This is a genomic window from Erysipelatoclostridium sp. DFI.2.3, from assembly GCF_019132535.1.
GTDB classification, from domain to species: Bacteria; Bacillota_I; Bacilli_A; order Erysipelotrichales; family Erysipelotrichaceae; genus Clostridium_AQ; species Clostridium_AQ innocuum.
The window spans coordinates 81,570-104,671 of sequence record NZ_JAHOOJ010000003.1 but is presented as its reverse complement, the minus strand read 5'-3'; the positions used below and the strand labels follow the sequence as shown (position 1 = coordinate 104,671).

Below are 23,102 nucleotides of genomic sequence, written 5' to 3'. Positions count from 1 at the left end.
AAAAGAATAACCGATGATCAGTTATTCTTCCGTTTCTAAATTAGCATTATATATATCGAAATATTTTTCATATAGAGTGAAATCTTCATCTACGAGAATAGCACCCGCAAACAGTGCCTCCGGATATCGGTCAATCGCCTCCTGTGTTGTTGTGCGTGTGTTTTGACTGCGTTCCCATTTTCCGTTTCCTACAACACGATAATCATTATTTACATGCTCAACACATTTATTTCCAAACTTATCCAGCATCATAGGGATATACATTTCCTCGGCATACCAGGATAATTTGAATGTCGTGGAGCAATAGTCAAAATTATCTGCAAGGATCTGTGCACTGGTATGCGTCAGCATAAACCAGGGACTGCCAATTTGAATGACATCATCCAGAGTTCTGCGGATGTGCAAAGCATACAGTAAGCTTCCAAAGCCTCTGGTAATAGCACGTGTCGCTTTTCCTCTGGGAAAGGCCAGAAGATTTGTGAAGGGATAATACTTTAAAGTCTTTTTACGCAGCGCAGGCTCCTCTTTCTCAGATGTTTCCACATAATAGAAATCCTTACCATTCTGTTCTTCCAGAAATGCGGTAATTTCCTCCCTCGTTTTTATCGGCATCATACCATCATTCAAATTGATATAATAATCAAAGCCTATCTGAACAGCTTCCTTCATTTGAATCAGTGTACCCCTTGCCATTGACATATCGCCTTCCTGAGCGAATTCCTGTGTGTGGGAAATATGTACTCTGGAATAATCCATGTACACAAATTGAACCTGCTCTCTGAGATCATCATCATTTATCATGATAAAAACGTGATCCCCTTGTTTGGTAAGCTGATTGATCGTTTCTACAACCTCATCGTATTTCCGGTCTGAATGCATCAGATATGCTATTTTCATAATCATTCCTCCATATACTACCAGTCTATTATATCATTTTCAGATGAAAATTGTAGTGATAATCGTCATTAGAAACTGGAAGGTAGGAAGAAAAGGTATAGCAGGCAGTGATTTGCTGTAATTAAGCATAAAGCTGTTTAAATTCGGAAGGGAAAATGCTGATCTATTGATTTTATTAGGTTGAATTAGATCATATGAAAACGGATAATATAGTATCTATATATAGACATTAAGCTGGTTTATAGAAAAAATGTTATCTATTTATTTCCGCCTAAAGAGTGTGAAGGGGATTATGGAATCAACGCTTTGATCGTATGGAAAAAAAGGCAATCTGATAAGATTACCTATGCGGTTCGTAAGTGCACTCTTTGGTATATTCTGATTTGACGGATTATATTTCTATGTATGCTGATAAAAAATATCCTGTCAACAAAAACAGGATATTCTTTTTCGTGTTATTTCAGCCAGCCGAAATCCTTCAGACAGGCATCCACATTTTCTTCAAAGGTACCAAAATCAATTCCATGTGCTTTCAGCTTTTGAGTATCCAGACGATAATCCCGGAAGCGATCTGCATACCGCTCATGATTCGGAAGGATGCAGGCATCGATCTGTTCCTGTGTGAATCCCAGCTTCTGTGCTACGATTTTAGCGGACTCATAGGTGTTATGCGTGTTGGTATCGGATACATGATAGATACCGGAAGGCAGCTCGATAATTTTATCAAATACATCCGCCAGCTTTTGTGCATACGTCATTCCTCGAATCTCGTTCACCGTAAATTTAGCAGGTGTCTGATAGAACATGGCATTCATAACGTTACGAATAATGTTCGGTGATGCCTTGATTCCCGGACGACTCATGCCAAGCATCCAGGAAAAGCGCAGTATGATGTAGTCCTCCAGCACGGAGGTTATAAAGGCTTCGCATTCCGCCTTGTGATTGCCGTATGCCGTAACCGAGCATAACGGTGTATCCTCTGTGAACGGTCCCTCCTCAGTTTTGCCATTGAAGCATTGCTCGGTACTGATAAAAATCAAGCGGGCATTCTTCTCTTTACAGACCTTGGCGATTTCCTTCGTACCGTCCACATTGATGCGGTGTGTCAGCTCCGGATGATTTTCACAGTCCGCTGTCTGTGCCATAGCTCCGGTATGAAAAACATAATCGTAATCATGGGTGTTAAACCAGCTGCGAACAGCAGCAGTTTCCCCTAAATCCAGCTCTTTTCTTGTAAGTGGGATGATCTCCATGGTGCTTTGCATAGCCTCTTTTACCAGAGATGCGATAAATCCGTTACCTCCTGTAATCACCATTGTTTTCATTTCTGCTGACCTCTTTCGTTTCGGAAGCCTTCCAGAATAGCAATGGAGCTGCTGGTACCGATTCGTTCAGCACCTGCCTCAATCATAGCCTTGCAGGTTTCCCAGTCACGCACACCTCCGGCAGCCTTGACCTTTACATCATCCCCGACTGTTTCCTTCATCAAACGAACATCCTCCAGCGTAGCTCCGCCGGTTCCAAAGCCTGTACTTGTTTTGATATAATCCGGCTTCACCTTTTTTGCGATTTCCGCCAGCTTTTTAATTTCTTCCTTTTCCAGATAGCAGTTTTCAAAGATGACCTTACTGATAACCTTATGCGCACGACAGATTTCTGTAATCTGACGCATTTCCTCTTCAATATAGTCCCAGTGTCCCATCTTTGCTTCACCGATATTGATGACATAATCAATTTCATCAGATCCATCCTGTATTGCTTTTTTTGTTTCCTCCACCTTGATTTCCAAAACAGTCTGTCCCAGCGGGAAGGAAATTGCAGCACCCACATGCACATCGCATCCCTTCAGCAGCTCTTTGCAAACGCGTACCTGTGCGGAGTTGATTGCGACCATTGCAGTACCCAGCTCCCTAGCTTCCTTACATAGCTTTTCAAAGTCTGCTCTTGTCGCATATGCCTTTAAAAAGGTGTGATCGAAATATTTGGCGAGTGATTTTTCTGTTAGTGTATTGATGATATCCATATAATACCCTCCTTTAATGTAATTACATTATAACATTACGAACTTAAGTTGTCAAACAGAAGTCAATCCGTTATAATTAAGATATTGTGAAAAGGAGTCGGACAATTATGGATGAGCGAATCGCAAAACAGTTTACAATCAGTAAGGCATCACCGGTGCCCTTATATTTTCAGCTGAAGACACAGCTGGTGGAGCTGCTGAAGCAGGGGATTTTTCAGGCCGGGGACAAGCTGCCGACCGAAGCGGAGTTCTGTGAGCTGCTGGATATTTCGCGTCCAACTGTGCGGCAGGCCTTTTCCGAACTGATCAATGAAGGCTACATCACACGGCATAAAGCAAAGGGGACCTTTGTGTCACGTCCGAAAATTGAAGGCTACTTCTTTCAGAAGCTGGGAAGCTTTGATGAGGAAATGCGCAGTCTTCATCTGACCCCATCCACCAGAGTGATCGTCAGTGAGGTGATTGAGCTGCCGGAGGAGTGTGTGGAGATTTATCCGAAAAGCAAACGGGTATTTCACCTCCAGCGCCTTCGTTATGCAGATCATGAGGAGATGGTTCTGGTCAATACCTTTGTACCGTATGAGCACTTTTTGGATATCGAGCTGGAGGATTTCGAACAGTCTTCCTTATATGATATCTTCTCACAGAAATATCAGACTGAGGTTGCCTATGTCGATCGTACTGTAGAGGCAAGAAAAGCGGGTCAGCGGGAGCGTACGATTCTGAATATGGAGGAGGACGGCGTCCTGATGCATGTGGAAACGGTTGCCTATACACAGCAGGATGAGCCAGTGGAATATTCGATTGCGGAGTACCGCGGAGATCGTAATAAGTTTAAGATGCGATTGATTCGCAGAGAGAATTAACTGTCATTCAGGTGACGGTTTTTTCTTTTCAGATGAATTGTGAGCAGTATGCAAAGGGATGCAAATTTTGCCTGCTTTTTTTCTTTTTAGCGGTTGACAGAAGAAGGGAAACAGGATACAATACAGGTGTAAATGACATAATGATATAACAACTAGGAGGTGGTTATATGGAATTCTATCCTGGCTTTGATATCGAAAGCAGAGAGAAGGATATGGAATTTGTCTATGGACCGGACGTGTTTGGTCCGAAGCCGGAAAAAAGAACGCTGGAAGCAATCCGCTCCTCCCTGCAGGATCCATCCTGTACAGGTCCTGAAATTCTTTACAGCATTGTTATGGATGTAGGAAGAAAGCAGGATCACACAGCGATTACAGAACGCAATCTGCTGTATGGTGCTGTGACCTATGCAAAGGGAACCCTTGGAAAGGAACCGGTTCGTTCCCAGGGGCATATTCACGCAATATCCCCGTCCTGCCAGTCTTCAACCTGCGAGGTGTATGAGATATGGGACGGTGAAGCCTTTATCTATATGCAGGAATATGGAAAGGACGATGCGGGAAACTGTTACGCAGTCCATGCGAAAGCAGGGGAAGTTGTCATCGTTCCACCGGGCTGGGTGCATGCCACCATCAACGCCAATGTGGAAAAGTCGCTGACCTTCGGTGCATGGTGTGTTCGGGATTTCGGCTTTGATTATGAGGAAGTGCGTGCCCATCATGGAATTGCCTATTTTCCGGTCGTAGAGGCTGGTAATATTACCTGGGAAATAAATCCTGCCTACAAAAATGCAAAGCTGCACGTGATAGCTGCACACGACTATCCGCAATTTGATCTGGAGCCGGGCAAGCCGATCTATACGCAGTTTATTGAAGACCCGGATCGCTTTCTGTTTGTATCAAGACCGCAGCTGAAGGAAAAGGAATGGGAGGAATTTCATAAATGAACGTCATTGAACCAAAAGTCATTCATGATTTTCAGGATGTAATCAGAGGCAGTGAGGTAAACACCTCCGTCAAGCTGTATCAGGATGCGAAAGGCTTCTATCGTACAGAATCTGCACTTGCGGATGATACGCTGATGTATGAGGTATATCACTATACACAGGGGGATGACAAACGCGCAGGCAATCTGAACTGGGGGCTGACTGTATTGTATCCCGTACTGGTAAACGGCGAATGCAATATGACCCGCGGACACTGGCATGAAAACCGGAAATGTGTGGAATTTTATTTCTGCATTGCCGGAGAAGGATTGCTGATGCTGATGGATGAGGATGGGACAACCTGGGCAGAAAAAACCTATCCCGGCTCTCTTCACCATATTGACGGACATCTTGCACACCGGCTGATCAATACCGGTGAGGAGCCGATGAAAATCGGTGCCTGCTGGCCATGTGATGCAGGCCATGATTATGCCGCAGTTGAACGTCAGCCGTTTGGATATCGCGTATATAAAGAAGAAGGAACCCTTCGTTTTGAGAAAGTAGAGGACTAGAGATGAAAAGCAATTACAACAAATTTCCATCAACAAAAATCAAAGGACATGAGCACGCTGCTGTTGTCGGCTACAACAATATTCTGGATACGTTGAAAAAGGAAATCCCATCCGGAAAGTATGTCATCACATGTGATGTGTATCCGGGGGTACGGGATGAGGAAATCCTTACAGAGCTGAAAAAGCTGGAGCCTTCCGTGCTGATCAATATGATTGATGTATTCAAGGAAGAAAAAACAATTACAGAGCAGCTGAAGTATATCCTAACCGATGACCGTGTATTCGGCAAGATGTATTATGGAGAGGTTTCTGATTTTATTGATATGGAGAAGTTGGAGGCTGCGAAACAGCAGGTGGAAAAAGCCGATGGTCTCGTAATCGTGTACGGCTTTGGAGCATCACTGGTACATCCTGGCGATAAGCTGGTGTATTTCGATATGGCACGCTGGGAAATTCAGATGCGTTATCGTGCGGGTATGGGAAATTATAAGTGCAGCAATTATGACGAAGACCCGCTGCGTAAGAATAAGCGCGGATTCTTCATTGAATGGCGGATTGCCGATAAGCACAAGATGTCAGTGTTTGAGGATATCGACTGGCTGATTGATACCAATAAGGCAAATGATCCGAAAATGATTCCTGGTACTGCACTGCGCGATGCATTGAAGCAGATTGCACAGCAGCCGTTCCGTACCGTTCCGTATTTCGACCCGGGTGTATGGGGTGGACAGTGGATGAAGGAGGTCTGTGATCTTGACCGTGAAAAATCCAATTTCGCATGGAGCTTTGACGGTGTACCGGAGGAAAACTCCCTGTATCTGGAATTTGCAGATGCTGTCGTGGAGATTCCGGCAATGGATCTGGTGCTGTATCAGCCAAAGCCGCTGCTTGGTGATCAGGTTTATGCACGCTTCGGTGCGGAATTCCCGATCCGTTTTGACTTCCTGGACACCATGGGCGGACAGAATCTGAGTCTGCAGGTACATCCGCTGACAGAATATATCAAAAAGCAGTTTGGTATGCAGTATACACAGGATGAAAGCTACTATATGCTGGATGCCGGAGAGGGTGCCTGTGTATATCTGGGTCTGAAGGACGGTGTGGATCAAAAGCAGATGATTGAGGATTTACGCCGTGCAAACAAAGGGGAAATTGAATTTGATGCAGAGAAATACATCAATAAGTTCCCTGCGAAGAAGCATGACCACTTCCTGATTCCTGCCGGTACCTGCCACTGCTCCGGTAGTGAGGCGATGGTGCTGGAAATCAGTGCAACTCCGTATATCTTTACCTTCAAGCTGTGGGACTGGGGACGCGTTGGTCTGGATGGCCGCCCGAGACCGGTACATGTGGAGCATGGTAAAGAGGTTATTCAGTGGGACCGTACGACAAAATGGTGTGAGGAAAACCTTGTAAATGCAATTCATGAGGTGAAGCGCACAGAGGACTATGTGGAAGAACACACAGGTCTGCATGAGCTGGAATTCATCGAAACAAGAAGATACTGGACAGAAACCATCACCCATCATGATACCGCCGGTACCGTCAACATGCTGAATCTTGTGGAAGGAAGAGAAGCTGTTGTGGAAAGTGAAGAAGGAAAATTCGAACCGTTTGTTGTCCATTATGCGGAAACCTTCATTGTTCCGGCAAGCACCGGTAAATATACGATTCGTCCTTATGGAGAGTCTGTCGGCAGCAAAATCGGAATTATGAAGGCTTACGTAAGAAATAACTCCTAAAATATACGCATACATGATATAATAGTTACATGGAGGTGACTTCATGGAAAAGCTGGATTTTGGCAAGGGAGCCGTTCCGTTATATATACAGATAAAGAAGATCATCAAGGATAAGATTTTATCAAAGGAATATGCACCTGGTGATTCTTTACCGAGTGAAGCACAGCTGCAGGAAATCTTTCATGTATCCAGAATTACTGCGCGTCAGGCAATCGCACAGCTGGAGAGTGAAGGGCTCGTTGAGCGTGCCCGCGGCAAGGGAACCAGAGTTCTGTTTCAAAATAAAATTGAAGAGCAGCTTGCAGGTATCAAAAGCTTCACAAATGAAATGCTGGAGCGCGGTATACAGCCGGGGACACGCTGGGCACATATCGAGCTTGTAAAGGCAGACCGGCATGTGGCGGATATCTTTGGATGCAAAAAGGGTGATCTGGTGTATCGGCTGGATCGTGTGCGGACCGGGGATGATGTGCCGATTGTGTATTTTGTCAGTTATTTTTCCAGAGACAGAAATCTGCCGCTGGAGGATGAAAAATATACAGGGAGCATGTATGCGCTGCTGGATGAGCTGAATATCCGCAAGCCGGTGAAAACGCGTGAGAATTTCAAGGCGATAACGGCCCGAAAAGAAGAAGCGGAGAAGCTGGATATTAAAAAAGGCGATCCGCTGCTAATTAGAGAACGTGTATCCTATGATCATGAAGGCAACGTTCTGGAGTATACGATTTCCTATTATCCGGGAGAGCGTTATTCCTACTCTATTGAGCTTGGATAAGGGTGCGATTGCTTCGCATCCTTTTTTCAGGATAAGGGATGATAATTTGTAAAGCAGTCAATGCATAACGCTATACATGCGAGAATCGTACGCATGCAGCGTATGAGAATGGAGGAACCTATGACAACCTTAGATAAGCGTATTCCCTATTATCCGGTGCTGATGGTATTGACACAGCCACCGGTGATCACGGATATCCCACTGGCACAGGGGTATTCCTTTCACCCCTATGAGCCTTCCTATAAGGAGGCCTGGATTGCATTGCATGTATCGCTTGGTCAGCTGGATAGCATGGAGGCGGGCAGACGTTATTTTGAAGAAACCTTCGAAGCTCAACCAAAGGAGCTTCAGCAGAATATGATTCTGGTGGTTGATGAAAACGGACAGCTTGCAGGTACATCCTCCGTCTGGGAGGGATATCATTTCGGAGAGCACCGTATGCGGGTGCACTGGGTTGGTGTTGATGAACGGCATCAGAGAAAGGGACTTGCGAAGTCATTGATGCTGAAAACGATTCAGCTGTACAGCAGTCTGCATTGTGAGCATCCTCTGTATCTGACGACACAGACGAACAGCTATGTAGCAATTTCCATGTATCAGCGTCTCGGCTTTACGGCGTATATGGGAAGTATGCCGGTGAATTTTCATGCGAATGCCGAAACCTTTGCAAAGGACAATGAGACCGCCTGGAGGATTATCGGGGAACAGCTGGACAAGCTGTAAGCAGGGAGACATACAGGTCAGCATTCTGACAAGTAAGAGTTGAATGCATTTCAATTAAATAAAAGGAAGCAGGGTCTGTACGCTTAGCGGCAGACATGTGCTTCCTTTTTACATTTCTGTGGTTTTCCTGTCTAAATGGATAAACCGTGAAATTGCCAATACTTATATGTGCAACTCTGTATATGTGATAGCATGAATCGATGCCGTTTCGTTCTTTGGATTATTGCGTATTGCCAGAATGTGCTTTCAGCAGTGAATTACTCGATAATTTCATTTTCTTGGAAGAATTGATGAACAGAAACCGGTGGGGAGTAATAAAAGCCCTGAATCAGCGTGCAGTGCAGGTCTGTGAGAAACTGTACCTGCTCCTGTGTTTCCACACCTTCCGCAAGTATGGGGATGTGAAGCCTGTGCAGCATAGGGATGATGTGCTGTAAGAGTATCTGCTGGCGGCTGTTCCATGGACCGGCAAAAAAGGAATGATCCAGCTTTACCATATCCACATCGATCCAGCTCAGGACATGCAGGTTGCAGCGGGAGCTTCCAAAATCATCCAGGGAACAACGCAGTCCAGCCCCCTTCAGTCTCAACACAAACATCTGTACCTGCTCTTTATGTTCAAAGGGAATATCCTCATGCAGCTCCAGCTCCAGCAAGGAAGGATCAACACCATAGCGTTTACAGATATCGAGGATTTCTCCAAGATAGTAGTGTCCGTCCTCAAAGGAAGCTTTGGATACGTTAATACTGATAGGAAGGAGCGGCTCTCCCTGTGCATGGCGCTGTGCAAGAAGCTGACAGACGCGTTCAAACATATAGGTGTCCAGCAGTCGGATGCAGGTATTCTGATCTGCGACAGGAAGAAATTCCTGCAGGGGTATACAGACGCCGTTATGAATCCAGCGAAGCAGTGCCTCTGCACCAACGACCTGCCGGGTCTTTGTATTGACTTTCGGCTGTAGAAACAGCTCGAATTCCTGTCGGTGCAGGGCGTTTAGAACTTTTTGTTCCAGCTGGTAGCGGTGATGCAGCTGTTCCTTGGCCTGTCTGGAATAAAAGGCATAGGATGTGGAAAACCGCTCGCAGTCCCGATCATGAAGGCGGCAGTATTCCGCACACTGTATTGCATCCTCCAGGGTATCCGAGGTATACGGCAGGCAGATGCCGAACGATAAAGCAAGCCGTGCCGCATACAGCTGCTGCGCGATTGCATCACAGCAGTCATCCAGATCATATACCAGACGCAGCGCATCCAGTCGTGTATAGGACGGCAGCAGAAAAAGCAGACGGTAATCTAAAAGCTGTGCAATCTGCGCTCTTTTGGGAAGCAGGTGCTGTGCCTGTTCAGAAAGCTGATTCATAAGCTGCATCACCCGCGTTTTTCCAAACAGCAGCACAAGCTGTTCTGCATGCTTGATTCCCATGGTCATGACACAGCAGTTCAAAGGCTGCTCCTGTGCATGGCCTGTATTTGTTTTTTTCATAGCGACACCTCTGCTGTAAAGTGTTGCCGCTTTTTCTTTTTTTATGTATGCTTTCTGTGTGTACTGCTTGGAATATGCAGAAGCTTACGATATTTGGTGACGGTCCTGCGTGATACGCTGATATCCATCGTCCTCAGCTTGATGACGAGCTGCTGATCGGAGAACGGATGTGAGGGATCCTCATGGCGCAGGATTTCTGTGATTGCCCGCTGTACCGCATCACTGCTGTCACCCTGTGCAGTGGCTGTACGCAGCAGGCTGCGGATTGGATAGCATTCCCCGTGAAAAAGGTAGTATTTGTGCTGTAAGGCTCGTGATACGGTTGAAACATGCAGACCGAGTTGATCTGCCAGTTGCTGCAGCGTGCAGGATTGCAGCTCATCCCCAAACAGAAAATGATGCTTCTGTATGCTAACAAGCTCATTCATGATCAGTAACAGCGTGGCATTTCTGCGATTCAGTGTTTCAAACAGCAGATTCGCCTCACGGAAATAGGCTTTCAGCTGCTCATTTTGTTCGATTGCCTGCACATACTGCTCCTGCACAAGCGTAGCGCCATAGCGCATGGGTACGATTTGAAGCTGCTGGTCCTGTACACAGTTTTCTACCTCTGGCAATATCGTCTCCACGTGTTCTTTTGCGTACGCTGCACAGGGATCCGGATTACAGGTGCGCAGGGAAGCAATGACCTCCTTTACCTCCCTGACGCTCAGCTGCATCCCTCCTGCGATTGCCGCTAAATCACCCTCAGCAAGCTCCTGTGCATATTCTGAAAGGATTTGTTCTCCCATGGTATTACGGGTTTTCCTGCATTGCAGAATCAGGGCTTCGCGAATACTGCGTGCCGCAATTCCACAGGGCTCAAAACTCTGCAGGATGCGAAGCTGACTCAGCAATGTCTCCTCATCAATTTGCAGGTCCTCACAATATGTGGAAACAGAGCCGCTTAAAAAGCCGTGTTCATCCAGCGATTCAATCAGATAGGCGCAGATAGCTTCATCATAGGGCTCACGCAGCGTGTGCAGCTGCATATACAGATCCTCCTGTAAGGACGGTCGTTGTATCGCATTTTGCAAAAGATAATCGTCACCCTGTGCACTGGGATGGAAATCAAGAAACGGATTCTGCTGTACACATTCGGAAATCAGCTCCAGCAATTCCCGGCTGTCCATCTTCAAAATCTTTAATGCCTGCTGATTCTTGTGTGTCAGGATGTGTGTCTGCTTCATGGTCTGATTCTGCTGCAGGAATTGTGTCATATCATCACCTCTATCACTCTTTTTTATAACCTAGCAAAAAGCGTGCCAACATTTGCACGTTTCCATAAGTTTCCACATTGACTTTCAAATCTTTGCCCTATACACTTATCATAAGGAAAGGGAGTTGGTAACAGTATGTTGGAAAAGGTATATGCCTATGTGGTGGAGGCTACAAAGCTTGAATTGAGCGATCAGGGGAACTCGCTGTATATCAGTGAACAGCTGCAGCTGAGCCGCAATATGGTTTCACAGTATCTCAATCAGCTGTTTGCCGAAGGACGTCTGCTTAAAATCAATACCAGACCGGTCGTTTTTTATGACGGGGATACGATAGAGGATATGTATGGTGTTTCACTGCATCAGCGTGAATTCATTTCCCTTGAGGAATTTCAAAAAGCGCTGCAGCCGCATCAGCCGCAGGATTTTGAGAAGCTGATTGGCTATGATGAAAGTCTGGCTTCGCTGGTAAATCAGTGTAAGGCGACGATATCCTATCCGCCCTCCGGTCTTCCACTTCTGCTGTATGGACCGACAGGAACCGGAAAAAGCTTTCTGGCGCAGCTTATGTATGAGTATGCAATAAATCAGGGACTGATAGCGGAGGATAGAAATTTTCTGATTGTAAACTGCAGTGAATATGCGAACAATCCGGAGCTGCTGACTGCCAACCTGTTTGGTCACAAAAAAGGGGCGTTTACCGGAGCTGACAGGGATAATCCCGGTTTGATCAAGCTGGCAGAGGGCGGTGTTCTGTTTTTGGATGAGGTGCATTGTCTGAAGGCGGAATGCCAGGAAAAGCTGTTTCTGTTTATGGATAAAGGCATCTATCATATGGTTGGCGATAATGAAAAATGGTATACATCCAGTGTCCGTCTGATATTTGCGACTACGGAGAAGCCGCAGGAGGTCCTTTTAAAAACACTGCTGCGAAGGATTCCAATGATTGTCACTGTCCCATCCCTTGCGGAGCGCGGCTCTCACGAGCGGCTGCAGCTGATTCATTCCATATTTCAGGATGAGGAAAAGCGTATTCATAAGTCGATTCATATATCATCGCTTGTATACCGTCTGCTGTTAAGCTGTGAATGCGAAGGAAACATCGGAGAATTAAAGAATGCGATACAGGCAAGCTGTGTAAATGCATTATTTGCATCCGATCAAAAAAGCAGTATTCTGGAAATCCGTGCATTCAATCTTCCGGAGAAGCTGCGGGAAAGAAAGGATAGCGGGAAATCGGTGTCCAGAGAAAGTCAGCGTATGATTCCTGTTCATGAACTGAAAAGCTTTGTATCGAAGGAGCGCCCCATCATTCAGCTGCTGGAGCATATCCTTGCGGCATTTCAGGCACCGCATGAGTTTCCTGTCTGTCTTGATGAAGCAGGGAAAGCGATGCATTCCTATCAGGAGACCACGATGCTGCGAAGCAGTGCAGCATTATCGGGAAATGAGTATGTTCAGGGGATTGTTTCGAATATCTTCGATATGCTGTCTCTGCGCTATGGCTTCAAGTATGTGAACAATGACCTGATCGCCATTACGGCATGTATTGCGGATTGTATGCAGAATACACTGGAGCTTGGCAACTGGCAGGAGGCGAACCGCAAGCAGATGGCAGCTCTGCAGAAATTTCTGAAGCAGAAGCTTGCCAGAGAATATGCGATTGCAGGGGAAATCCGTGAGCATCTTGAAAATAACCTGGATTTGAAATTTGAGGATATGATTTCGGTGATTTTGTGCCTGCACCTGAAGCTGCTGAATCGTATGCAGGATTTGAACAAGCGGATCGGTATCATCATCGCACATGGCTTTTCCACCGCCAGTTCTCTTGCGGATGCCGTGAACAAATTTCTGGGGCGTTATGTCTTTGATTCCATCGATATGCCGCTGCATGTCACGACACAGGAAATCATTGAGCGTCTGAACCGATATCTTAGCAAAATCGGTCGTTTTGAGGAACTGTTTCTATTGGTGGACATGGGCTCTTTGGAGGACCTGTATAAGGGGATAGAAAATCAGAATGCCAATATCGGTATTATGAACAATGTGACAACCAAGCTGGCACTTGAGATTGGAAACGGTATGATTCAGGGAACCGGCATGCAGGAGATATTTGATGCCGTGCAGACCTACAGTGCATATCATTATCATATCGTAGAGCATCGCAGAAAGGAGCAGGTGATTTTATGCTCCTGTGCCAGCGGGATCGGTACGGCAGAGAAGCTGAAAACAATTCTGACGGATTCCCTGCCGCATAACTTTCCGATTCAGGTTTTGACCTATGATTATAATACTTTGCTGGAGAAGCAGATGCACGACGCCTTTTTCGACACGTATGAGGTTATCTGCATTGTAGGCACGCTGAATCCCAATATTGAGGGAATCCGTTTCATTCCGATCGAGGACCTGATTATCAATGATACAATGGATGCATTGAACATCTATTTCCGGGACTATATGCGGGAGGAGGAGATGAAGACCTTCCAGCAAAACATACTGAAGAATTTTTCTTTGTCAAATATTATGAACAATCTGACGATTCTCAATCCAAACAAGCTTCTGGAGCATGTTGCGGATGCGATTGACAAGCTGCAGCTGGAGCTGGGACTGCGCTTTACCAACAATACCTGCTTCGGACTGTATGTGCATATATGCTGTCTGATTGAACGCCTAGTGACAAGAAGAGAAATTGATATTTTTACAGATATCGAGGATTTTGCACAGCAGGAAGCTGCCTTCATTCAGTGTGTGAAGCATGCATTCAGTGTCGTGGAGGAGTATTACGGTGTGGAAATTCCGGTTGAGGAAATCGGGTATATATTCAATTATGTGGAACATGATGACGGTTATTGAAAGCCTTTATATCGGGAGGAATACCCTGTGTTAAAGGCTTTCATTTTATATATAGGATGATATTCGAAAGCCAGAGCGCATAGTAGCCTGATAATACAGGAAAGCATGACATAAAAAGCACTCTTTATACGACGGCTTTCGATTTATAAATAATGAAATGTAGGAGAAGCTGCTTATGTGCATATTTCACAGAAGCATAGACGGTACTCACATGCACGATCGGTATCGAGCGTTTGCAGTATCCGGGGTGGAAAGTGTGTGCATGATGGAGTTTTTTTATATAACAGCACTTCCCTGTTGGATTAGCGTCGATAAAAAGCGGGATAGCGTCGATACATATACATTTTGAAAAGAAACTCATGTGCTATAGCTCACAAAAAGAATCATATTGAGAGAGCTTATAGGGGAGATTGGAAAGAAAAATTGCAGAAAGCAGCAGTTATTTTGTTTTTTTATATGGAGCAGGCTAAGTTGGCACGCTTTTTGCTACGTAAGAAAGTGAAGGGAGATGAGAGATATGGCAAACATAATTCTGGCATCACATGGTGAGCTGGCAAAGGGTATGCTGCATTCCGCATCCATGATCATTGGTGATCTTACAAAGGGTGTGGAAGTGTTCTGCCTGTATCCGGGTCAGAATCCGCAGGATTATGCAGATCAGCTTCGTTTGAAGATAGAAAACAGCAGGGATGCATGGATCATACTGGCTGATATTCTGGGAGGCAGTGTGCATACGGCTTTATCGCAGCTGACAGCCTTTGGCGATGTAACGGTTCTGTCGGGTATGAATTTGAATCTGGTGCTGAGTGTATTGCTGAGCGATCATGATGATGTCAGTGAGAAGCGTATGGCACATATTATGGATGAGGCTAAAACAGGAATCACCTGTAGAAAGAGCATAGATAAACAGGAAGAAGAAGATTTTTAGGAAAGGAAGGAGAGAGACATGAAAAAAGAATTTCTGGCTACGGGATAATTGTGAAGCTTTACAAGATAGTTGCCTAAATATCATTGTAAAGGATGTTAAACTTATTATTCTGTAATAACACATGTAGCAACATAAAAGAACTTTAAAAGGAGGACAAATAAAATGAATAAAAATTTTTTAGAAGCTTTTAATTGGAAAAAACCTATTATCGGAATGTTACATCTTAAAGGAAATACAGATGAAGAAGTATTTGAAATAGCTAAGCAGGAAATCGATACGTATTACAACAATGGTGCTGATGCGGTATTAGTAGAAAACTATTTTGGAACCTATCATCATATGATTCCGGTTTTAGAATATCTTCAGGAAAACTATAAAGATCACATTTATGGAGTTAATTGCTTATACCAGAACACTTTGACATTTGAATTAGCTATTAAATATGAAGCACACTTTGTGCAGATTGACGCTATTGCAGGTAATTTAATTGAGCGTGAAGACATCAGCTTTGCAGAATTCATCAAACTATATCGTTCAAGATATTCCGGATATATCATCGGCGGTGTTCGTTTTAAACATACACCATACTTATCCGGAAAAAGCCTGGAAGAAGATTTGAAAACTGCTATGACACGCTGTGATGCAATTGCGGTTTCACAGGATGAAACCGGTCAGGAAACCAGCATGAAAAAAATTCAGGAATTCAGAGATATTATCGGCGATTTCCCGTTAATCGTAGGTGCCGGCTTGACAGCTGAAAACTGTACCAAGCAATTTGCAGTAGCAGATGGCGGTATTGTTGGAAGCTGGGTCAAAGATACTCATATTGCGACAGGAACTGTCGATGAAAAGAATGTACAGAAATTGATTGCTGTAAGAGATGCTTTAGTAAAGGGAGAATAAGATATGATTGTATTAGTTCGTGTAGACCATAGATTATTACATGGACAGGTTGTGTTTACCTGGACAAAAAGTATCAGTACTGACTGCATTTTAATTGCCAGTGATGCTGTTGTTAAAGATGAATTAAGAATGACAGCTTTAAGATTGTCAAAGCCTAATGGCGTGAAATTGGTCATGAAAAGCATAGATGACTCTATCAAAGCTTTAAATGCCGGAGTTACAGACAAATATAATCTAATGATACTTTGTGAAAACATTGAAGATGTATCCAGATTAGCTTTTGGTTATGACAAAATTACTTCAATCAATCTGGGCGGCATTAAAAATGAAGCAGGAAAACGTCAGATTTCCAAAGCACTTTCTGTCAATGATGAAGAGATTGAATTGCTGAAAAAACTGAATGATAAAGGTATTGAGTTGGAAGTTCGTATGGTTCCGGATGATTCAAAGCAAGATGTAATGACACTTATTTAATGAAAGGAAAGGGTAAGAAAAGATGGATTTATTAGTACAAACATTATTGATTACATTGGTAGCTGCTTTTGGCTTCGCTCATGATGGAGTGGGCAGTACCATGTGGAACAGGCCGATCGTTATGGCTCCGCTAGTTGGTTTGGTTTTGGGGGATATCAGAACTGGAATCATGACAGGAGCTACCTTGGAGCTTATCTGGTTGGGAGCATTCCCGGTAGGAGCAAGCTGTCCTCCGGAAATGGTATCAGGTGCTATTATTGGGACAAGCTTCGTTATTAACAGTGGTGGAGAACCAAGTGCTGCGGTGGCTTTAGCAGTGCCGGTTGCTACTTTGGTACTGATGATTAAAACTGGACTCAGAGTGCTTATTACTTCCCCTGTATTCTGTGGTCATGCAGATAAATGTGCTGCTGCAGGAGATGCTCGCGGTGTTGAAAGAACAGAGACGATTGGATGGATTTTTGAAATTGTTTCCTTATCTGCAATTATAGCTGTTTCTTACTACTTAGGTGCTCCGTTAATTAAAGATATCGTGGCTGCTATTCCGCCATTCATAAATCATGGATTGGAGATTGCTACGGGCATTATTCCTGCAATCGGGTTCGCCATGTTAGTTAGAATGATTATCAGTAAAGATGTCGCTGCTTTCTTCTTTGGTGGCTTCCTGTTATCGGCATATCTGGAAATACCGGTATTCGGCGTAGCATTGATGGCATGTGTTATTGTAGGTGTTATTTTGACGATTAAACAAACAAATAATAATAAGATTTCAGAGGAGGTATTAAGTGATGAAAACGAATTCTAGTGATGTTAAAAAATTAGATCGAAAAGATTTGATGGGAGTTTTCTGGAGGTCTTGGAGACAGGATGCTGTCTGGAATTTTGAGCGACAGCAAAACTTAGGGTCTGCCTATACGATGTCAAGAGTTGTAGGGAAACTGTATGCGGATGATCCGGAAAAACGTGCCCGCGCATTACAGAGACATGTGGAATTTATGGCGATTACTCCACATTTATCAACATTATTATATGGAATTCTAACAGCCATGGAAGAAGAAAATGCAAATAACCCTGACTTTGATGAAACCTCGATCAGTGCTGTTCGAGCCTCCTTGATGGGTCCTATAGCAGGTATCGGTGATTCTTTGATCTGGGGTACCTTACGTATCATCGCTGCAGGTATTGCTATTTCTTTCTCTGCTAATGGCAGTATTCTGGGTCCATTATTATTCCTTCTAATCGTTAATATACCAACCATTCCTTTAAGATATATATGCTTGTTTAAAGGATATGAGTTAGGTACTAATTTCTTTAAACAGTTTTTGAATTCAGGTATCATGGATAATGTTACTTATATTGCTTCTGCTGTAGGTCTGATGGTTATCGGATGTATGACAGCTTCACTGGTAAGCTTTCAACTTCCAATAATGGTAGGTAGTGGTAAATTTGCACAGCCGCTTCAGACTTATCTTGATCAGATTATGCCAGGCTTATTACCTTTGGCAATGTTCGGTATTATGTACTTCTTATTGGGAAAGAAAATAAAAACAACAACGATTCTACTTAGTGTATTTGCATTAAGTATCGCATTAGCATTCTTTGGTATCGTATAGGCTGTATTTCATAAATTAAGGCTAAATTATGATGAATATCTCCCTTGAATTTTAAAAATCAGAAGCAATATTTATGGACAATATAAGAATCAAGGCTCATCCAGGACAAAAGATAAGCTGAATTATGCGTATGAATTAAATGAGCTCACCGTTTAAATGCTTAACAGGAATTAAAAAAGTCTGTGATACTTGCGGATGCAGGTTGAAACCATCAAAGCAGGGATATTAGTATTAAGGTGAAGAATTGTATATAAGATATAATGGACCAGTAGCGGCATACACAGGTAATAAACATAAAGAGTATCTATTTCAATATGAAACAAGCACTGGTCCATGAATGAAAAAGCTGTAAGCTACCTTGCATTATCTAGGGATATAACGGGTAACCATGTGACGCATGTATTATCCCAGGGACAGCGGCAGAACTGTGAGCTTATCCCATTAAAATTGCATTTATTTAATTTATTCCTAATTCTGTACACATAAGTATCGGCTGTACAGAATTATATTTATGAGGAATGCGCGACAAAGTATATAAGCATATTCCAGAATTTACCTTAGCCTTCTTCTGTATATTTTCTCTACTCTATAATACAATATAGCAAGGAGAGTGAGATATGGAAGAAGAAATCAAGATTGATGATGCATGGCACATGCTCATGCACTATCCAAATGTTTGGCTTGGCGATTATCCGGAAGAACTATATCAGGCTTTTCTGGAAATCGGTAGAGAAGAGCTGGTTTTTCACAGCAAAAAACAGAAGACCATTGAGGAAATTACAGAGTTGATGATCAGAGTAAAGCCGGGACTTCGCATTCTGCGTGATGAGGTGGTCAGCGCAGGAAGAATGGGAGAGCATATTCTCCTGTATGATGAAATGTTCGTGTCCGTATTCCGATTAAACAAGGCAGCTTTGTAAGCTCTCTGTTTGATATTTATTTTAGAAATGAACCGAAGGTGATGATGCTTTCGGTTTTTCATTTCCTATCGTTTGACTATGGGATAGAGTTGTGCTAGTATTGCTTACGTAAAATTCCAACGAATGAATGACTGTAACCATGAGCCGTGCCAATGCCATGATACGCAGTTGCTTCATTATTGGAATGTGAGAGGTGATGGAATGAACAAAATATATTCCGGCTTTCATCAGCTGCCGCACGGGAATGCATCCACAATGGTACAGGAAGGCTGCATTGTTCTGGAGGGCGGTGCATTTCGCGGACTGTATGGTGAGGGCGTGTTGGATGCTCTCATGCTGGAAAACATCAATCTGCGCTGTACGATCGGTGTATCCGCAGGAGCCATGAATGGATTGAATTACGTATCCGGTCAGATTGGCAGATCAATCCGCATGAATTTGAAATACCGCCATGACAAGCGGTATGTGGGAAGAAAAGCACTGCAAAACGGGGAAGGTCTGATTGGCTTTGCATTTGCCTTTCATCAGGCAGATCAGGAATACCCGTTTGATAAGAAACGTTTTTTTCAATTTGACCGCCGCTTTATTGCTGTTGCGACCAACTGTGAAACAGCAGAGCCGGCATATTTTGAAAAGGATCACTGCCGCGATATCTTTCAGGCGGTGCAGGCATCAGCCTCTATGCCGTTTATTTCCAAAATGGTATGGATGGAGGGCTATCCGTATCTGGACGGAGGCTGCAGTGATAAAATTCCCTTTGACTGGGCTTTGCGGGAGGGCTATAAAAAAATTATCGTCGTGCGGACGCGACCGCTGTCCTATCGTAAGAAAACGGACAGTATCACCCGAAAGCTGCCATTGGGAAAGACGATCTACAGACCGTACCCGAAATTTATGAAAGCGCTGGAGGAAATGGATGCCAATTATAATCGGCAATGCGAGGCGCTGGAAATTCTGCAGGAGCAAAAACGTGTCTATGTCATCGCACCTTCACAGCCGGTTACAGTGGGAAGACTGGAGCCGGATTTGGAGAAGCTGGGCAGTCTGTACTGGATGGGGTATTATGACACCAGACGGCAGATTCAGGACATCCGCCGCTATTTGCAGCAGGATGGAAGTATTTGAATCCTGCATGAAAAAGACCTGTATTCAATAGGGAAAATGCTTTCCATATCGTTACTTTTCTGCAGGCTGCAGCTGATTACCAGCTTCCTGATTGGAGGAGTGTTTACAGCACTTATTATCAAGCTGCCGGATCATTTCTCTATTTACACGATTTGCTATACTCCATGGATTCTTCAATGTGCTGATCCTTGGCTTTACCACGTATATGCAGACCCTGTAACAGATGTCTCTCTCTTTGATAAAAAACAAAAATCAGAGCCTTCATTGACAGCTCTGATTTTCTTCATATATTGTCTTTGAATACAGATTTTCTATCCGCATTGTAGAATTGAAAATACAGTTCCCTCATCCTAATCAATCATGTGAAGCTCCTTCAGGATCTGATAAATGACCGCTTCGCTGCTGGGTCCGATGACCAGATCGGCATACGGCTTCAAGGCATCCTTTCCATTTCCCATAACAATGCCATACGCTGCCTCCTGTATCATTTCCATATCGTTCAAAGAATCACCGAACGCCATGTAGGAATCATGTGGAAAACCCCAGAAGTCCATCAGCTCCCGAATCCCGGTCGCTTTATTGATGCCGCATTGCATGAAGTCTACGCAGGTGTCATTGGGATGCTGCAGCTCAATACCTTCAATTTCATCGAACATACTCCAGTCAAAGCTTTTTTTCTCATATGCGCTGATGGCGACCAGAGGCTCATCGTGCCAGTCCCGTACCTCGGGAACCTTGCAGTGAAATTCCGCAAAGGTTTGCCGGGCATACGGATTCAGCGGCTTCGTCATGAATTCATACGTTCCATGCGACTGAATACAGATATCATACTGCCTGCCAAGCTCAAATATACGTGCCGTCTGTTCTCTGGTAAAGGCATGCTCGCTGATCAGCTCCATACGTTCGTTGTAGACACTTACTCCGGCACCGCCGACATAGCCATCCCATGCAGTCATTTGTAAAACACCCAGCTGCTCTGCCATTTCCTTGGCACGGCCGCTGCACAAACAGACCTTATAGCCGTTTTCTCTTAGCTTTTTTACGGCTGTCAGTGTTTCCGGAAGCACCATACCGCTCACATGATCGAAAAATGTACCGTCGATATCAAAAAATACAGCGTTTATTTTCATAGCCTGTGCCTCCTGTTTTAGTGAATGAGTCCGTAAGCCTGCAGGGTGTCATGGATAGCAGGTGTATCGCTGCTGCCGCAGATATGATCGGCATAGGCCTTTACGGCATCCATGGCATTCCCCATGGCAACACCAACGGCAGCCTCCTGCAGCATTTCACAGTCATTCATACTGTCACCAAACGCCATATATGCTTCATTTTCCAGCCCCCAGTAAGCCATCAGCTGTTTGATGCCGGTCGCCTTGCAGGTATCTTTTTTCAAAATATCCATGATGTAGTCACAGGACGGCTGCATTCTGATGTTTTCCACCGTTTGAAACATACGGAAGTCATAATCACGGTTTTCAAAAATGCTCAGCACATCCACGCGTTCATGATTCCAGCTTCGTATTTCCGGTACGCCCAAATGAAACAGATCCAGAACAAATTCTTTCTTGGCAGGCAGTGGTCTTGTCAGAAAGGTTTTCTCCCCATTCACATACAAGGGGAGCTCGTGCTTCTCTGCTATCGCAAACAGCTTTTTCAGCTGGTCTTCTGTAAATGCATTTTCCCAAATCAGCTCTCTGTTTTCATCATACACACTAATACCGCTCCCACCGATGAATCCATCCCAGCAGAATTCATCGAATACCGGTAATTCAGCTGCCAGCTGCAGGGGTCTTCCACTGCATAGGGCGACCTTGATGCCCTGTTCCTTCAGCTTTCGTACTGCTTCCTTTGTGGATGGCAGCACACGATTGGTCGTATGGTCGTAAAAGGTACCGTCAATGTCAAAAAATACTGCTTTTATGTTCATATAAATCCTCCCAGCTATTCAACCTTTATTGTAAGGGATTTTTTTATAATGTCTAGTAAATTCACGAGGGACAGTCTAGAATACGAAATCCATTAAGTCTTATGCAACAGTCACAATGTAAGGAAAACAGATTCGAATGTTTTCATACACAAAGCATTCATATAACATAGTTTACAACATGTCCTGCGATCATCATGTTTCCCCTCAAACAAACCCCTCTTCTTTCAGAAATGTCGAGATTCCTGTTTGCAATCCTAACCTGTTTCTCCTATAATTAAACTGTACGGAGGATGATTATGGTAAAAGGACTCGTATTGTACGATTATGACGGAACGCTGGTAGATGAAAGAGATGAAATCTATGTTCCTACGCAGTTGACAAAAGCTGCGATCAGCCGTCTGCAGGATTTGGGATACCTGTGTGTGCTGGCAACCGGAAGAGCATTGAGCTATATTCCAAACGGAGCGAAGGATCTGCATCTGGATGGTTATGTGACAAGCAATGGTGCGCATGTAACTGTGCATGGTAAGGTAATCCACAACGATGTTTTTTCTGATGAGGAACTGCTGTCTCTGCTTCAGTATATGGATAGCTTATCTATCAATTATATACTGGAGGGAACGAAATTCTGTTATGTAAAGGATCTGAAAGAGTCGGAATATCTGCATTTTATGGATAATTTTAAGATACCGGAAGATAACTTCGTCAAATACCGCAGCTTTGAGGATGTCAGGGGCAGGATTGGAAAAATCACACTGACATTCCCAAATCGAAAACAGCTGGAAACAAGCGGCGCAGAGCTGGAAAAAACGTATCTGTGTTCCTATCACCGCAATTGCAATACCTTTGACATCGCAAAGAAGACGATACACAAGGGAGTAGGAGCCAGAGCGATCATCGATTATTTTCACATTCCCATGGACGCGACGATCGCGTTTGGAGATGGGGATAACGATGTAGAGCTGCTCGCTGGTGTGGTGCACGGTGTCGCGATGCGAAAGCATGATCCAAAACTGGACGCAGTGGCAAGCATGGTCACCGGAACCGTAAAAGAAGAGGGGATTTATAAGGCCCTGAAGAAATTGGAGGTAATTTAGT

23 protein-coding genes are annotated in these 23,102 nt (G+C 44.2%); 16 read left to right on the top strand and 7 right to left on the bottom strand.

All coding sequences use genetic code 11. The annotated features are described in order from the left end of the window. Positions 1 to 21 precede the first annotated feature (21 nt). The 3 genes from KSZ58_RS04265 to deoC all read right to left on the bottom strand — a co-directional run bounded on the left by KSZ58_RS04265 (position 22) and on the right by deoC (position 2,920). The gene (locus KSZ58_RS04265; protein ID WP_009270516.1) at positions 22 to 897 is read right to left on the bottom strand and encodes a beta-1,6-N-acetylglucosaminyltransferase; all 876 of its coding nucleotides are present in this window, start codon (positions 895 to 897) and stop codon (positions 22 to 24) included. Between the two features lie 455 nt (positions 898 to 1,352). Continuing rightward, complete coding sequence (locus tag KSZ58_RS04260; protein ID WP_217752620.1) at positions 1,353 to 2,222, bottom strand: sugar nucleotide-binding protein; 870 nt, start codon at positions 2,220 to 2,222, stop codon at positions 1,353 to 1,355. Beyond that, positions 2,219 to 2,920 carry a deoxyribose-phosphate aldolase gene (deoC, locus tag KSZ58_RS04255; RefSeq protein WP_009270514.1) on the bottom strand — a complete coding sequence of 234 codons (702 nt, stop codon included), beginning with the start codon at positions 2,918 to 2,920 and terminating at the stop codon, positions 2,219 to 2,221. Before deoC ends, KSZ58_RS04260 begins: the two co-directional genes overlap by 4 nt. 107 nt (positions 2,921 to 3,027) lie before the next feature. Here deoC and KSZ58_RS04250 point away from each other — a divergent pair, with 107 nt between their 5' ends. The 6 genes from KSZ58_RS04250 (at position 3,028) to KSZ58_RS04225 (ending at position 8,521) form a co-directional block, all read left to right on the top strand. Further along, positions 3,028 to 3,786 carry a GntR family transcriptional regulator gene (locus KSZ58_RS04250; protein ID WP_008818691.1) on the top strand — a complete coding sequence of 253 codons (759 nt, stop codon included), beginning with the start codon at positions 3,028 to 3,030 and terminating at the stop codon, positions 3,784 to 3,786. A gap of 167 nt (positions 3,787 to 3,953) precedes the next feature. Then, a complete protein-coding gene (locus KSZ58_RS04245; protein WP_009270513.1) occupies positions 3,954 to 4,730 on the top strand; it encodes a glucose-6-phosphate isomerase family protein in 777 nt (258 codons plus the stop codon). After that, positions 4,727 to 5,281, top strand: coding sequence for a glucose-6-phosphate isomerase family protein (locus tag KSZ58_RS04240; RefSeq protein ID WP_002607792.1), 555 nt, complete (start codon positions 4,727 to 4,729; stop codon positions 5,279 to 5,281). Before KSZ58_RS04245 ends, KSZ58_RS04240 begins: the two co-directional genes overlap by 4 nt. Before the next feature lie 2 nt (positions 5,282 to 5,283). Then, positions 5,284 to 7,023, top strand: a complete 1,740-nt coding sequence (locus KSZ58_RS04235; RefSeq protein WP_002607791.1) for a class I mannose-6-phosphate isomerase — start codon at positions 5,284 to 5,286, stop codon at positions 7,021 to 7,023. Positions 7,024 to 7,066: 43 nt separating this feature from the next. Beyond that, positions 7,067 to 7,798: a GntR family transcriptional regulator gene (locus tag KSZ58_RS04230; RefSeq protein WP_008728976.1), complete on the top strand. Its 732-nt coding sequence runs from the start codon at positions 7,067 to 7,069 to the stop codon at positions 7,796 to 7,798. Positions 7,799 to 7,918: 120 nt separating this feature from the next. Continuing rightward, the gene (locus KSZ58_RS04225) at positions 7,919 to 8,521 is read left to right on the top strand and encodes a GNAT family N-acetyltransferase (protein ID WP_009270511.1); all 603 of its coding nucleotides are present in this window, start codon (positions 7,919 to 7,921) and stop codon (positions 8,519 to 8,521) included. Between the two features lie 257 nt (positions 8,522 to 8,778). Here the strand turns inward: KSZ58_RS04225 and KSZ58_RS04220 are convergent, their stop codons facing one another. Next, on the bottom strand, positions 8,779 to 10,005 hold the full coding sequence (locus KSZ58_RS04220; RefSeq protein WP_217752619.1) for an EAL domain-containing protein: 1,227 nt from the start codon (positions 10,003 to 10,005) through the stop codon (positions 8,779 to 8,781). Positions 10,006 to 10,046: 41 nt separating this feature from the next. Next, complete coding sequence (locus KSZ58_RS04215; protein ID WP_009270509.1) at positions 10,047 to 11,264, bottom strand: RNA polymerase sigma-54 factor; 1,218 nt, start codon at positions 11,262 to 11,264, stop codon at positions 10,047 to 10,049. Between the two features lie 135 nt (positions 11,265 to 11,399). On the opposite strand from KSZ58_RS04215, the gene KSZ58_RS04210 reads away from it, so the two are divergent. The 9 genes from KSZ58_RS04210 to KSZ58_RS04170 all read left to right on the top strand — a co-directional run bounded on the left by KSZ58_RS04210 (position 11,400) and on the right by KSZ58_RS04170 (position 20,077). Next, a complete protein-coding gene (locus KSZ58_RS04210; RefSeq protein ID WP_009270508.1) occupies positions 11,400 to 14,114 on the top strand; it encodes a sigma 54-interacting transcriptional regulator in 2,715 nt (904 codons plus the stop codon). Between the two features lie 345 nt (positions 14,115 to 14,459). Beyond that, complete coding sequence (locus KSZ58_RS04205; protein WP_217752618.1) at positions 14,460 to 14,663, top strand: hypothetical protein; 204 nt, start codon at positions 14,460 to 14,462, stop codon at positions 14,661 to 14,663. Next, positions 14,632 to 15,042: a PTS sugar transporter subunit IIA gene (locus tag KSZ58_RS04200; RefSeq protein WP_009270507.1), complete on the top strand. Its 411-nt coding sequence runs from the start codon at positions 14,632 to 14,634 to the stop codon at positions 15,040 to 15,042. The genes KSZ58_RS04205 and KSZ58_RS04200 overlap by 32 nt, the downstream gene beginning before the upstream one ends. Before the next feature lie 162 nt (positions 15,043 to 15,204). Further along, on the top strand, positions 15,205 to 15,945 hold the full coding sequence (locus KSZ58_RS04195; protein ID WP_009270506.1) for a BtpA/SgcQ family protein: 741 nt from the start codon (positions 15,205 to 15,207) through the stop codon (positions 15,943 to 15,945). A 3-nt stretch (positions 15,946 to 15,948) separates the two neighbouring features. After that, positions 15,949 to 16,419, top strand: coding sequence for a PTS sugar transporter subunit IIB (locus KSZ58_RS04190; RefSeq protein WP_002607783.1), 471 nt, complete (start codon positions 15,949 to 15,951; stop codon positions 16,417 to 16,419). A gap of 22 nt (positions 16,420 to 16,441) precedes the next feature. Then, a complete protein-coding gene (locus tag KSZ58_RS04185) occupies positions 16,442 to 17,224 on the top strand; it encodes a PTS sugar transporter subunit IIC (protein WP_002607782.1) in 783 nt (260 codons plus the stop codon). Then, positions 17,208 to 18,032 (top strand): PTS system mannose/fructose/sorbose family transporter subunit IID, encoded by an 825-nt coding sequence (locus tag KSZ58_RS04180; RefSeq protein ID WP_002607781.1) that lies wholly within the window; start codon positions 17,208 to 17,210, stop codon positions 18,030 to 18,032. Before KSZ58_RS04185 ends, KSZ58_RS04180 begins: the two co-directional genes overlap by 17 nt. Positions 18,033 to 18,649: 617 nt before the next feature. Further along, entirely contained in the window at positions 18,650 to 18,952 is a 303-nt protein-coding gene (locus tag KSZ58_RS04175; protein ID WP_002607780.1) for a hypothetical protein, read from the top strand. Positions 18,953 to 19,153: 201 nt separating this feature from the next. Further along, a complete protein-coding gene (locus KSZ58_RS04170; RefSeq protein ID WP_002607779.1) occupies positions 19,154 to 20,077 on the top strand; it encodes a patatin family protein in 924 nt (307 codons plus the stop codon). 350 nt (positions 20,078 to 20,427) lie between these two features. On the opposite strand, the gene KSZ58_RS04165 is transcribed toward KSZ58_RS04170, so the two are convergent. Both KSZ58_RS04165 and KSZ58_RS04160 read right to left on the bottom strand, forming a co-directional pair. Beyond that, positions 20,428 to 21,207, bottom strand: coding sequence for an HAD family hydrolase (locus KSZ58_RS04165; RefSeq protein WP_009270504.1), 780 nt, complete (start codon positions 21,205 to 21,207; stop codon positions 20,428 to 20,430). A gap of 17 nt (positions 21,208 to 21,224) precedes the next feature. Further along, entirely contained in the window at positions 21,225 to 22,004 is a 780-nt protein-coding gene (locus KSZ58_RS04160; RefSeq protein WP_002607776.1) for an HAD family hydrolase, read from the bottom strand. 296 nt (positions 22,005 to 22,300) lie between these two features. Between KSZ58_RS04160 and KSZ58_RS04155 the strand changes: the two genes are divergently transcribed. Further along, complete coding sequence (locus tag KSZ58_RS04155; protein WP_009270503.1) at positions 22,301 to 23,101, top strand: Cof-type HAD-IIB family hydrolase; 801 nt, start codon at positions 22,301 to 22,303, stop codon at positions 23,099 to 23,101. The last annotated feature ends 1 nt before the right edge of the window (position 23,102 follow it).

Coding starts and splice junctions, on each gene's coding strand:
- KSZ58_RS04190 (WP_002607783.1), top strand. CDS start 15,949: ATGATTGTATTAGTTCGTGTAGACCATAGATTATTACATGGACAGGTT.
- KSZ58_RS04175 (WP_002607780.1), top strand. CDS start 18,650: ATGGAAGAAGAAATCAAGATTGATGATGCATGGCACATGCTCATGCAC.
- KSZ58_RS04215 (WP_009270509.1), bottom strand. CDS start 11,264: ATGACACAATTCCTGCAGCAGAATCAGACCATGAAGCAGACACACATC.
- KSZ58_RS04265 (WP_009270516.1), bottom strand. CDS start 897: ATGAAAATAGCATATCTGATGCATTCAGACCGGAAATACGATGAGGTT.
- KSZ58_RS04160 (WP_002607776.1), bottom strand. CDS start 22,004: ATGAACATAAAAGCAGTATTTTTTGACATTGACGGTACCTTTTACGAC.
- KSZ58_RS04210 (WP_009270508.1), top strand. CDS start 11,400: ATGTTGGAAAAGGTATATGCCTATGTGGTGGAGGCTACAAAGCTTGAA.
- KSZ58_RS04165 (WP_009270504.1), bottom strand. CDS start 21,207: ATGAAAATAAACGCTGTATTTTTTGATATCGACGGTACATTTTTCGAT.
- KSZ58_RS04240 (WP_002607792.1), top strand. CDS start 4,727: ATGAACGTCATTGAACCAAAAGTCATTCATGATTTTCAGGATGTAATC.
- KSZ58_RS04155 (WP_009270503.1), top strand. CDS start 22,301: ATGGTAAAAGGACTCGTATTGTACGATTATGACGGAACGCTGGTAGAT.
- KSZ58_RS04225 (WP_009270511.1), top strand. CDS start 7,919: ATGACAACCTTAGATAAGCGTATTCCCTATTATCCGGTGCTGATGGTA.
- KSZ58_RS04230 (WP_008728976.1), top strand. CDS start 7,067: ATGGAAAAGCTGGATTTTGGCAAGGGAGCCGTTCCGTTATATATACAG.
- KSZ58_RS04245 (WP_009270513.1), top strand. CDS start 3,954: ATGGAATTCTATCCTGGCTTTGATATCGAAAGCAGAGAGAAGGATATG.
- KSZ58_RS04220 (WP_217752619.1), bottom strand. CDS start 10,005: ATGAAAAAAACAAATACAGGCCATGCACAGGAGCAGCCTTTGAACTGC.
- KSZ58_RS04185 (WP_002607782.1), top strand. CDS start 16,442: ATGGATTTATTAGTACAAACATTATTGATTACATTGGTAGCTGCTTTT.
- KSZ58_RS04170 (WP_002607779.1), top strand. CDS start 19,154: ATGAACAAAATATATTCCGGCTTTCATCAGCTGCCGCACGGGAATGCA.
- KSZ58_RS04180 (WP_002607781.1), top strand. CDS start 17,208: ATGAAAACGAATTCTAGTGATGTTAAAAAATTAGATCGAAAAGATTTG.
- KSZ58_RS04195 (WP_009270506.1), top strand. CDS start 15,205: ATGAATAAAAATTTTTTAGAAGCTTTTAATTGGAAAAAACCTATTATC.
- KSZ58_RS04200 (WP_009270507.1), top strand. CDS start 14,632: ATGGCAAACATAATTCTGGCATCACATGGTGAGCTGGCAAAGGGTATG.
- KSZ58_RS04250 (WP_008818691.1), top strand. CDS start 3,028: ATGGATGAGCGAATCGCAAAACAGTTTACAATCAGTAAGGCATCACCG.
- KSZ58_RS04235 (WP_002607791.1), top strand. CDS start 5,284: ATGAAAAGCAATTACAACAAATTTCCATCAACAAAAATCAAAGGACAT.
- deoC (WP_009270514.1), bottom strand. CDS start 2,920: ATGGATATCATCAATACACTAACAGAAAAATCACTCGCCAAATATTTC.
- KSZ58_RS04260 (WP_217752620.1), bottom strand. CDS start 2,222: ATGAAAACAATGGTGATTACAGGAGGTAACGGATTTATCGCATCTCTG.